Origin of the sequence: Pseudomonas sp. 86_A (genome assembly GCF_017491705.1) — a bacterium.
Lineage (GTDB): Bacteria > Pseudomonadota > Gammaproteobacteria > Pseudomonadales > Pseudomonadaceae > Aquipseudomonas > Aquipseudomonas koreensis.
In genome coordinates, this window is sequence record NZ_JAFGYS010000020.1 from 1 (window position 1) to 11011 (window position 11011).

The 11011-nt window shown below is 62.7% G+C and carries 13 protein-coding genes; 6 read left to right on the plus strand and 7 right to left on the minus strand.

Features of this window, described 5'->3' with window-relative positions; genetic code table 11:
• From J5M57_RS25450 to cbiE, 7 genes are all read right to left on the minus strand, one after another.
• Window positions 1–393: DUF2946 domain-containing protein (locus tag J5M57_RS25450; RefSeq protein WP_207872020.1), on the minus strand; the 393-nt coding region annotated here is incomplete at its 3' end.
• Between the two features lie 21 nt (window positions 394–414).
• Window positions 415–894, minus strand: a complete 480-nt coding sequence (locus J5M57_RS25455) for a copper chaperone PCu(A)C (RefSeq protein WP_207849943.1) — start codon at window positions 892–894, stop codon at window positions 415–417.
• A gap of 48 nt (window positions 895–942) precedes the next feature.
• Window positions 943–1341, minus strand: coding sequence for a DUF2946 domain-containing protein (locus J5M57_RS25460; protein WP_064585766.1), 399 nt, complete (start codon window positions 1339–1341; stop codon window positions 943–945).
• 47 nt (window positions 1342–1388) lie between these two features.
• A complete protein-coding gene (locus J5M57_RS25465; protein ID WP_207849944.1) occupies window positions 1389–1700 on the minus strand; it encodes a hypothetical protein in 312 nt (103 codons plus the stop codon).
• Window positions 1701–2054: 354 nt separating this feature from the next.
• Window positions 2055–2783, minus strand: a complete 729-nt coding sequence (locus J5M57_RS25470) for a cobalt-precorrin-6A reductase (RefSeq protein ID WP_207849945.1) — start codon at window positions 2781–2783, stop codon at window positions 2055–2057.
• A complete protein-coding gene (locus J5M57_RS25475; protein ID WP_207849946.1) occupies window positions 2780–3877 on the minus strand; it encodes a cobalt-precorrin-5B (C(1))-methyltransferase in 1098 nt (365 codons plus the stop codon). The genes J5M57_RS25470 and J5M57_RS25475 overlap by 4 nt, the downstream gene beginning before the upstream one ends.
• Complete coding sequence (cbiE, locus tag J5M57_RS25480) at window positions 3870–5081, minus strand: precorrin-6y C5,15-methyltransferase (decarboxylating) subunit CbiE (RefSeq protein ID WP_169842498.1); 1212 nt, start codon at window positions 5079–5081, stop codon at window positions 3870–3872. Before cbiE ends, J5M57_RS25475 begins: the two co-directional genes overlap by 8 nt.
• A gap of 132 nt (window positions 5082–5213) precedes the next feature.
• On the opposite strand from cbiE, the gene cobG reads away from it, so the two are divergent.
• The 6 genes from cobG (at window position 5214) to J5M57_RS25510 (ending at window position 10704) form a co-directional block, all read left to right on the plus strand.
• A complete protein-coding gene (gene cobG / locus J5M57_RS25485) occupies window positions 5214–6512 on the plus strand; it encodes a precorrin-3B synthase (RefSeq protein WP_279381944.1) in 1299 nt (432 codons plus the stop codon).
• Window positions 6505–7131: a precorrin-8X methylmutase gene (locus J5M57_RS25490; protein ID WP_064585772.1), complete on the plus strand. Its 627-nt coding sequence runs from the start codon at window positions 6505–6507 to the stop codon at window positions 7129–7131. Before cobG ends, J5M57_RS25490 begins: the two co-directional genes overlap by 8 nt.
• Window positions 7131–7862, plus strand: a complete 732-nt coding sequence (locus J5M57_RS25495; protein ID WP_064589946.1) for a precorrin-2 C(20)-methyltransferase — start codon at window positions 7131–7133, stop codon at window positions 7860–7862. The genes J5M57_RS25490 and J5M57_RS25495 overlap by 1 nt, the downstream gene beginning before the upstream one ends.
• Window positions 7862–9562 (plus strand): precorrin-3B C(17)-methyltransferase, encoded by a 1701-nt coding sequence (cobJ, locus tag J5M57_RS25500; RefSeq protein WP_207849948.1) that lies wholly within the window; start codon window positions 7862–7864, stop codon window positions 9560–9562. Before J5M57_RS25495 ends, cobJ begins: the two co-directional genes overlap by 1 nt.
• Before the next feature lie 445 nt (window positions 9563–10007).
• Window positions 10008–10280 carry a hypothetical protein gene (locus J5M57_RS25505; protein WP_207849949.1) on the plus strand — a complete coding sequence of 91 codons (273 nt, stop codon included), beginning with the start codon at window positions 10008–10010 and terminating at the stop codon, window positions 10278–10280.
• Between the two features lies 1 nt (window position 10281).
• Entirely contained in the window at window positions 10282–10704 is a 423-nt protein-coding gene (locus J5M57_RS25510) for a hypothetical protein (protein ID WP_207849950.1), read from the plus strand.
• Window positions 10705–11011 lie beyond the last annotated feature (307 nt).

Consider the following 11011-nt stretch of genomic DNA (forward strand, 5'->3'; position numbering starts at 1 on the left):
GGCATGGCCCAGGCGCGGGGAGGGCGGGGTGAAGGTGTTGACGTGAGCGATGCTGAACGTGGCGAAGCTGCCGCCACCGGTCAGCGCCGGGCAGTTGAACAGCAGGCTGCAATAACCGCACTTTTCCCACAGGGCGTGGTGCGAGGATTGCGGTGGACAATGTTCGGCGCTGGGCTGCGCGTCATGACCGCCGTGATCCATGCCCGGCATGTCCATCGACATGTCCATGCGCATCGGCATGGAAGTCGAGGCGTGCTGATCCATCGGCATCGACTGAGAAATCAGTGGGCCGATGAAGATCATCAACATGGCGAACAGGGCGATCCAGCTACCGCGGGTCAGAGCCTGGCTCTGGCGATGCTTGCTGGACGCCCCGGCGCGTTGCGGGCGCACGGGCGTGGTCAGCCGGATCGATTACTGGGCGTGTTCGTGCGCCATGCTGTCTTGCGGTGGTTTCTTCTGCACCGCGACTTCGACGGTTACATCACCGGCCTTCTCGAAATGCAGGGTCAGCGGGAAGCGCTTGCCGTCGCTGAGCAGGCTGCGGTCTTTCGGGCTGAGCAGCATCACGTGATAAGCCATCGGCGCGAACGTTACCTTGCCGCCGGCCGGAATCAGCACGTTGGGCACCTGCTGCATTTTCATCAGATCGCCCTGCATCACATGCTCGTGCAGCTGCGCTTGATCAGTGATCGGCGAATCGACGCTGATCAGACGGTCGTCAGTCTTGCCGGGATTGCTGATCACGAAGTAAGCGGCGACGTTCGGTGCGTTGGGCGGCAGTTCCTGTGACCACGGGTGAGCGATTTCCAGCTCGCCGGCCTTGTATTCGTGGGCATGGGCAAAGCACGCCGGCAGCAACAGCGCAGCGATAACGATGAGTTTGTTCAACATGGCAGTTCTCCAGAACGATTTGATACGCAGGTCAATTGCGAGAACAAATCAAACCAGAGGCGAGGCGCGGGGATTGAGGCTCGGCCATTGCTGGCGCGGGGTCGGTGTTTGCAACGAGGGCGGTGCTACGCTGCGATTGCTTTCGTAGCGGGCGAAATACAGCTGCGGTGTATGACCCGGCAACGCCACCAGCGGCGCTGAACCCGAGCAGCACCAGCAATGCTGCATGTTGGAATGGCTGTCGTTGGACGGGGCTTTCTGCTCCGTGGTGCCGATGTTGATCGCCACCATCTTCGTCCCGCTGCCGGTGCAGAAACTGCTCCAGAGCAACTGTTCGGCCGGTGAACTGGCCGCCTGCGCCATCGCCCCGGTCATCGGCATGGCGAGCATGTTGAACAGCACTGCAAAGCAGGCGATCCAGGCAATGGCTAGCCGGTGTCGGTTCATGGGACAGATCCGTTGGGTGGGCGATCAGGCGCGGCTATTTAGCCTGATCAGGGCCGATAAGTAAAAAGGCGTCGTGCGGTTTGGTGTCGCAGCGCTTCATGCAAGAGTTTAAGAAGTCTGCGGCCCAGCTCGATTTCGCCGTTATAAATGAGTGTAGCGGCTTCGATTCGTATTGCCTGGGCGAAATTCGAGTCGCTTTCTATCCGCGCGCGAATGGTCTGCTTGACGTCTCGGAGGGCTACTCGGTTGAGCTGCCCATCGCCCGAGTCTTCGATCTCACAGCCCTTGATGTATTGGCCAAGATCGGCAGGTGTTTTGAGGTAATCCTTGACGTCGAAACGGGAGAATTTTTCTGACATTGGATGTGTACGCCCTCGGAATTAAAGCCGGTGAGCGTAAGTGGGGACTCTGGCTGCCGATAGTCAGTGATTCGTTAAGTTGTTGTGGGCAGTGTCCGGCGCGATTGTAGGATTCAAGTCATATGCCGGAAGACCCGACGTTTTCGCTGGCAAATTGAATCGTTGCTCCCATTTATCACTCACGTCAGATATTCAGTTGAACCCGGGACATTGTAGGAGTGAGCCTGCTCGCGATAGTGGTGTGTCAGGCAATGAGGTGCTGGCTTTGCTGACGTCATCGCGAGCAGGCTCACTCCTACAATGGTTTGTGTCGTCCAGGTGATCTGTGTACACCGGCGTGACGGTACGACTGATTTAAATACGATTGAAGGTTGCGAGGGCCATGAGGATTTCGTCGACCGAGGCAAACTCCCGATCAACCCCTGGCAACCCCGGCCGCTTCAACACAAGCACCGGTACCCCCAACTCCCGCGCCACTTCCAGCTTCGGCTCGGTTGCGGTGCTGCCGCTGTTCTTGCTGATCAGCACATCGATCTGCCGCCGTTCGAACAGCGCGCGCTCATCCTCCAGCAGAAACGGCCCGCGCGCGCCGATGACTGCGCAGCGTTCGTTGCCGGGGTAGACGTCGAGGGCGCGCAGGGTCCAGAACTGCTCGGCGGGGATTTCGTCGAGGTGCTGCAGCGGCTCACGGCCGAGGGTGAACAGCGGGCGGCGGAAGGATTTGAGGGCAGTGATCAGTTCGGCCCAGTCGCTGACTTCGCGCCAGTCGTCACCGGGTTGCGGCTGCCACGCCGGACGGCGCAAGGCCCAGCAGGGGATGCCGGTCAGGTGGGCGGCGCTGGCGGCGTTCTGGCTGATCTGTGCGGCATAGGGATGCGTGGCGTCGAGCAGCAGATCAATGCCTTCGTCGCGAATGAACTGCGCCAGACCTTCAGCGCCACCGTAACCACCGACGCGCACCTGACAGGTCAGATCCGTCGGCACCCGGCCAACACCGGCGAGGCTATAGATATGTTCTGGCCCGAGCGTACGGGCAATCGCCAGCGCTTCGGTCACGCCGCCAAGCAGCACTATCCGCTTCATGCAAAACCTCCGGCATGCCCGACGATCCCGCCCTGACGATCAATCGCAAATACCTCGACCTGCACCTGCGCCGGCACCACGCTGCGGGCGAAATTCAGCGCGTGGCGACAGACTTCATCGCCGAGGGCGATGCCCGCCGCACTGGCCATCGCCAAGGCCTGCTGACTGGTGTTCGCCTCGCGAATGCCTTGCTGCAAAACCTCATCAGCGCCAATCGCCGCGGCCCACTCGGCCAGTTGCGGCAAATCGATGCTCGAATGTCGCGAGTGCAGGTCCATGTGCCCGGCCGCCAGTTTGCTGATCTTGCCGAACCCGCCGCACAGGCTGAGTTTATCCACAGGCACTTTGCGCAAATGCTTGAGCACCGCGCCGACAAAGTCGCCCATCTCGATCAGGGCGATTTCTGGCAGGTCGTAGACCCGGCGCATGGTGTCTTCGCTGGCGTTGCCGGTGCACGCGGCGATGTGCAGGTAGCCGTTGGTCTTGGCGACGTCGATGCCCTGGTGGATCGAGGCGATGTACGCCGCACAGGAGAACGGCCGGACGATGCCGCTGGTGCCGAGAATCGACAGGCCGCCGAGAATGCCCAGACGCGGATTCATGGTTTTCAGCGCCAGCGCTTCGCCGCCCTCGACGTTGACCGTGACCTCGAAACCGCCGGCATAACCGCTCTCGGCGGCGAGCAGCGTCAGGTGATCGCTGATCATCTTGCGCGGCACCGGGTTGATCGCCGGCTCACCGACGCCGAGCACCAGCCCCGGCCGGGTCACGGTGCCAACCCCTGCGCCGGCGATGAAGCGAATTCCCGGCTCAGTCAGCAGCCGCACCTGCGAATAGAGCAGTGCACCGTGGGTCACGTCCGGGTCGTCCCCGGCGTCCTTGATAGTCCCGGCTTCCGCGCCGGCCTCGGTCAGTCGACAGAACTCCAGACGCATCTGCACCTGCTTGCCCTTGGGCAGGACGATCTGCACCGCATCCGCCGAGGTGCCGCTGAGCAGCAGGCGTGCGGCGGCGAGGCTGGTGGCCGTGGCGCAACTGCCGGTGGTCAGGCCGCTGCGCAGGGGCGCGGGTTGTTCGGCGGTTTCGTCACGCATCGAGAGGTTTGACCAGGTCGAGCAAGGTGATCGGCAGCGCCTGGCGCCAGGTGTCGAACTCGCCCAGCGGCTGTGCCTGGGCGACATGGATGCGGGTCAAGTCGCCGCCATGGCGTTCGCGCCAGTTCATCAGGGCCAGTTCACTTTGCAGGGTCACGGCGTTGGCGACCAGCCGGCCTCCGGGTTTGAGCTGTTCCCAGCAGGTTTCGAACACCCCTTCACGGGTCACGCCACCGCCGATGAAAATCGCGTCCGGACGCTCCAGCCCGGCAAGCGCCTGTGGTGCCCGGCCGCGAATCAGTTGCAGGCCGGGCACTCCCAGCGCATCGCGGTTGTGTTCGATCAACTGCTGGCGGCCTTCGTCGGCTTCGATTGCCAGCGCCCGGCAACCGGGATGCGCGCGCATCCACTCGATGCCGATCGAGCCACAACCACCGCCCACATCCCACAGCAGCTCACCGGGAATCGGCGCGAGGCGCGCCAGGGTGATGGCGCGCACATCACGCTTGGTCAGTTGGCCGTCGTGACGGAAGGCCGAGTCCGGCAGGCCGGCGAGGCGCGACAGGTGTGGGGTATCGGCGTCGGCAAGGCATTCGACGGCGATGATATTCAGGTCGGCCAGCGGCGGGTCGTTCCAGTCATTGGCGGTGCCATCGATGCGCCGTTCGGCGTCGCCGCCCAAGTGCTCCAGAACGCTGATACGGCTGCCGCCAAAACCACGCTCGCGCAATAATGCGGCGACCGCCGCCGGACTTTGTCCATCATTGCTCAGCAACAGCAGACGCACACCGCTGAACAACTGCGCATTCAGTGCCGCCAGCGGCCGGGCCACCAGCGACAGCGTCACGACCTCCTGCAACGGCCAGCCGAGGCGCGCGGCCGCCAGCGCGCAAGAGGACGGCGCGGGCAGGATCAGCATCTCGTCGCTGGGCACCTGCCGCGCCAGGCTCGCGCCGACGCCATAGAACATCGGATCACCACTGGCCAGCACGCAGACCGCCGCGCCACGCTGCTCCAGCACCGGGGCCAGGGAGAACGGGCTCGGCCACAACTGCCGTTCGCCGCGAATGCACGCCGGCAGCAGGTCCAGCTGACGTTGCCCGCCGACGATCCGCGAGGCGCCCAGCAGGGCGCGCCGGGCATTCTTGCCCAGGCCCTTGAAGCCGTCTTCACCGATACCCACAACCGTCAGCCAGGGTGACATCTATATTCCTCTAAACATGCTGATCCGACGGGCAGACTTTTCATGCCGCCGGACAAAGCAGGCATAATACCGCGCCTTCGCCCGCGAAGCGCCTTTGCCACACAGCCGGTCAGCCCCTTGAACGAACGCCTGATGTCCACCGCCTTACGCCCCTCGGCCTGTCCGGGGTTGCTGCGTATCGTCCAGGCACTGGACGGCGGGATCTGCCGGATCAAGCTCGATGGCGGTTCGATCAGCGCCGATCAGGCTGACGCGGTGGCCAACGCCGCCGAGCAGTTCGCCGGCGGCGCGATCGAGGCGACCAACCGCGCCAACCTGCAAATCCGTGGCATCGGTCAGCAATCCGCTGCACTGATCGACAATCTGCTCGCCGCGGGTCTCGGGCCACGAACGGCCGCCGGCGACGATGTGCGCAACCTGATGCTCAGCCCGGCCGCCGGGATTGACCGGCAGATGCGCGTCGACACCCGGGCGCTCGCCGAACAGATCCTCGACACCCTGCAAAGCCATCCACGCTTCCACGAGTTGAGCGCCAAGTTCGCCGTGCAACTGGATGGCGGCGAGGCGCTGGCGATGCTCGAACATCCACATGACGTGTGGCTTTCGGCATTCGAACGCGACGGCGAAACGCTGCTGGCATTCGGTCTGGCCGGTTGCCCGACGGATCGCGCAGTCGGTGCGGTGGCGCTGGAGAACGGCCATGCGCTGGTGGTCGCGGTGCTGGAGTTGTTCCTCGAACTGGCGCGGCCCGAACAGACGCGGATGCGCCATTTGCTCGATGAACTGCCGATGCTGGCTTTTCTTGAACAGCTCAGGGCGCGTCTGCCGATCAAGGCGATCAGCGCCTGGCAACGTGTCCGCGCGGCGGACGATCTGCACATCGGCGCTCACCCGCAACACACCGACAACCGGGTTTACATCGGCGCGGTGCCGCCACTCGGTCGCCTTGACCCGACGATGATGCGGGGTGCCGCGCAACTGGCCCGTCTATTCGGCGATGGCCACTTGCGTTTCACACCGTGGCAAAGCCTGCTGCTGCCCAACGTCAAAGCAACCGATGCCGTTCAGGTGATCGCAGGTCTCAAGCAATTGAACCTGCTGACAGAACTCACTGACCCGCTGTCGACCATCATCGCCTGCACCGGCTCCGCTGGCTGCGGCAAAGGCCTGGCCGACACCAAGCACGACGCTCGTATTCTGGCGACCCTGTTACACCAGGCGCAGCACGTTCATCTGTCCGGTTGCCCGCGCTCCTGCGCGGCGGCGCACCGCGCCCCAGCCACCTTGCTGGCCGTCAGCCCCGGCCGCTACGACCTCTATTTTCGCGATGCAACGCAGCCGGGTTTCGGCGCGCTGCACGCACGCAACCTTACTATTGAAGCGGCCGCGACCCTGCTCGACGCCCGCTCTCGGAGCCCCCTTGATGCTTGATTACATCCGCGACGGTCAGGAGATCTATCGCAACTCCTTCGCGATCATTCGCAGCGAGGCCAATCTGGCGCGCATCCCGGCCGACCTGGAAAAACTCGCGGTCCGGGTGATCCACGCCTGCGGCATGGTCGAGGCCGTCGATGGTCTGCAGTTCTCCGAGGGCGCGGGCAAGGCCGGGCGTGATGCGCTGGCGGCCGGAGCGCCGATCCTGTGCGATGCGCGGATGGTCTCCGAAGGCGTGACCCGTGCCCGCCTGCCGGCCAATAACGAAGTGATCTGCACCCTGCGCGACGACAGCGTGCCGGAGCTGGCCCGTGAGCTGGGCAATACCCGTTCCGCTGCCGCGCTGGAGTTGTGGCGTCCGCATCTTGAAGGCAGCGTGGTGGTGATCGGCAACGCACCGACCGCGCTGTTCTATCTGCTGGAAATGCTCGACGCCGGTGCGCCGAAACCAGCGCTGATCCTCGGCTTCCCGGTGGGCTTCGTCGGTGCCGCCGAGTCGAAAGCGGCACTGGCGGCTGACAGCCGCGGCGTACCGTTCGTGATCATGCAGGGCCGCCTCGGCGGCAGCGCCATGGCCGCCGCGGCGGTGAATGCCCTCGCCACGGAGGTCGAATGATGCAGGCTCAAGGACGTTTGATCGGTCTGGGCGTTGGCCCGGGTGATCCGGAGCTGATTACCGTCAAAGCCCTGCGCTTGCTCCGCGAATCGCCAGTGGTGGCGTACTTCGTCGCCAAGGGCAAGAAGGGCAACGCGTTCGGCATCATCGAGGCGCACCTGCAAGACGCACAGAATCTGCTGCCGCTGGTGTACCCGGTGACCACCGAAGCGTTGCCGGCTCCGCTGTCGTACGAACAAGTGATCAGCGATTTCTACGACGAAGCCGCCGAAACGGTGGCCGCGCATCTGGACGCCGGCCGCGACGTGGCGGTGATCTGCGAAGGCGATCCGTTCTTCTATGGCTCCTATATGTATCTGCATGACCGGCTGTCCACCCGCTACGAAGCCCAAGTGGTGCCGGGCGTGTGTTCGATGCTCGGTGGCGCTTCGGTGCTGGGGGCGCCACTGGTGTACCGCAACCAGAGCCTGTCGGTGTTGTCCGGCGTGTTGCCGCATGAGGATCTGAAGCGCCGTCTGGCCGATGCCGACGCGGCGGTGATCATGAAGCTGGGGCGCAACTTCCCGAAAGTCCGGCAGGTGCTTGAAGAACTCGGTCTGGCCGAGCGCGCGCTGTACGTCGAGCGCGCAACCATGGCCAACCAGAAGATCGTGCCGCTGGATCAGGTCGAGCCGATGTCCTCGCCGTACTTCTCGCTGATCATCGTCCCGGGCGAACGGTGGCAAGGCTGATGAATCCTTCCACGCCAGCCATTGTCATCCTCGGTCAGGGCAGCCTGGCCACTGCCCGGCGCATCCAGCAGGTCTATCCCGGCGCGCAAGTCCTGGGCCTGGCCGGGCGGGTCGAAGGCGCTGATCGCACCTATGCGGAATTCGGCGCAACCCTGCGTGAGTTGTATCAGCAGGACACGCCGATCATCGCCCTGTGCGCCGCCGGCATCGTCATCCGCACGCTGGCGCCGCTGTTGCTGGAAAAAGGCGCCGAACCGCCAGTGCTCGCCGTGGCCGAAGACGGCAGCGCGGTGGTGCCGCTGCTGGGCGGGCTGGGCGGCGTGAACGTCATGGCCCGGGACATTGCGGCCGGGTTGCAGGTGGCGGCAGCGATTACCACCAGCGGCGAATTGCGTTTCGGCACCTGCTTGCTGAACCCGCCGAGCGGTTATGCGCTGGGCGACCTGGAACTGGGCAAGCGTTTTGTTTCCGATCTGCTGGCCGGGCACAGCGTACGCATCGAAGGCGCGGCGCCGTGGCTGGATCAGGCGCAATTGCCGGAAGATCCGCATGCGCAGCGCTCGATTCATGTAAGCAGTGCCGAACGTGAATCGAGCGCCAACGAATTGCTGATCTACCCGCGCAGTGTCGCGGTGGCGGTGAGTGCCGACGTTGCTGACCTGGCAGACGCCGTTCGCGCGGCACTGCAGCAGACCAAAGTCGCGCTGCAAGCGTTGGCGTGTCTGGTGGCCGCCGACGATGAAATGGCCTCGGCGAGCTTGCGTGAGGCGGCGCTTGAACTCGGCGTGCCGCTGCGGTTCGTTGCCGCAAACGGTGACCTGCAAGCGTTGGCAGCAGTGGCAGTCCCGGCGGCGCAGGTCGTCAGCGCGAACAACCTTGCCATTGCGATTGCCGAGCAACCACTGGACGTGGCGACTATCGGACGTCCACGCGGGCGCCTGGCGGTGATCGGCCTTGGCCCCGGCGCTGCGGAACTGATGGTGCCCGCCGTCAAAGCCGAACTGGCCCGCGCCACCGACGTGCTCGGTTACGAAACCTACGTGCGTATGGCCGGCCCGTTCCGTGCCGATCAAGTGCAGCACTGCACCGACAACCGCGAAGAGATGCAGCGCGCCCGTCATGCTTTCAGGCTGGCGGCCCAGGGGCGCTCGGTGATCGTGGTGTCGTCCGGTGATCCCGGGGTGTTCGCCATGGCGGCAGCGGTGCTCGAAGCGTTGCACGAATCGGATGATCCGGCCTGGCACAGTGTCGATCTGGAAATCCTCCCGGGGGTTTCCGCATCACTCGCCACCGCGGCTCAAGCCGGTGCACCGTTGGGCCATGACTTCTGTGTGATGTCGCTGTCGGACAACCTCAAGCCGTGGTCGATCATCGAGAAGCGCCTCGATCTGGCGGCTGAGGCCGATCTGGCCCTGGCGTTCTACAACCCGATCTCCCGTGCCCGACCCTGGCAGTTGGGCCGCGCGCTGGAAATCGTCGCGCAGCACCGCACCGCGCAAACCCCCGTGGTACTGGGGCGCGATATCGGTCGCCCGGGCCAGACGCTGCGCACCACCACATTGGGCGCGCTGACGCCGGATCAGGTAGACATGCGCACCATGGTGCTGATCGGCTCGTCCACCACCTGCACTTTCCCGCGTGCCGCCGGTGGCGATTGGGTTTACACGCCGCGCTGGTACGGCGAAAAACCACTGTCCTGAGTGCTCGCAGCCCTTCGGGGCTGCGGTCTTTTTCGCGGGATTATTTCCGCGTTTGACGGTGTCGGAGGCTTCATCGGGCCTTGTCTGATTTGTACCCGTCCCGCGTAAGCGATTTCTTGTTACTTACTTCTTGTCTTGGTTTTTTATAACGTGCCGACGCCTTGGCGAAGTTGCCGTGCCCGGGTTATTTGCGTGGCTTGCGGGTTTTTAGATTTCAATGAAATGTTCGGTGACATGGCACTCAGTTACATACTTTATTAGTTCTTCTCTTATCCATGTTTTATGAAACTTGCTGAATTTTTTCCTGTTTGAGCAGGGCGTTGCCCGTCGGTAGTTTGTTGGCTTCGGAACCTTAAGTCATGGTTGGACAGTTCACGCTGTTGTCCTGAATTCCTGGACGTTCTGGCTGGATTATCACGAACTCTCAAAGAGGCAGTTGAATTCAATGCAATCAACCGAGCAAGGCAGCAAACACTTCGTAAAATTCGTCGATCTTTTCAAGTTAAAAGATCTTGAAAACGCTTTGAGCTCACACAAAGGCAGCGATGTTTACGAGGCGGTACTGCGTTATTACTTTGCCTGTGTGGGGAAGTTGAGTTCGCCACAGCTGATCGAGCCCGTGGCCCTGCTCGAGCAGACACTTGAATTATTGCTGGGGGATATCCGGGTACGGCGTGCGAGCGATCAGCAATCGCGAGGGGCAGAAACAAATAGCTGATTTGACGCCGCTGCTGCCCGACGGTGTCGATACGTTGATCCTGCGTCTGGGGCAGGGCGCGGTGACGTTTCATCTGTCCAGGACACTGTGGTTCAGGCTCGCTTCGGTCATCGTCGATTGCCGGCATGCGGCGAGTGAAGCCGTCACGATCCCCGGCAAGCTGAACTGGTCGCTGGACGCGCCGAACAAGCTGCAACTGGAAATGGTCGGCGAGCATCTGGTGGTGGTTGACCCGGACAGCGAACACAGTCTGATTTTCCGCGATGCCGGCAGTGCAGATCCGCTGCTGCGCGGTGAAGTGTTCCTCGGCTTTGACCGGCAGTTTTCGGTCGCGGTGTCGCGTCTGGTGCGAACGTTGCGCGAGCGGCAAGCCAAGAATCCGCTCTCAACCCTCGGGGAGTTGTTGAGCGTCACTGTCGAGTAACGGCCGCGCTGATGTAACGCCGAATTGGCCGATTTCAATCGCGGATAAAAAGCCACGGGGCAGTTGCTCGTGGCTTTTTATATGTGCGCTGTCACAGTTTTTTATTGTGCCTAATAATTTATATCGATCGTGTTTGATGGGTGTTATTGGTGTTTTGTTGGTTTCAGTCTCAAGTCTTATCGGGTTCTATTTTTTGGTAGTTGTTTGTGGGTGTTGCCGAAACTTGTTGAAAGTCTTTGCGTTTGAAGAAATTAACGGCTGTTGCTAGTTTCTCGGAATTGCTTGTTTTTATAAGTCGCGGTGAATA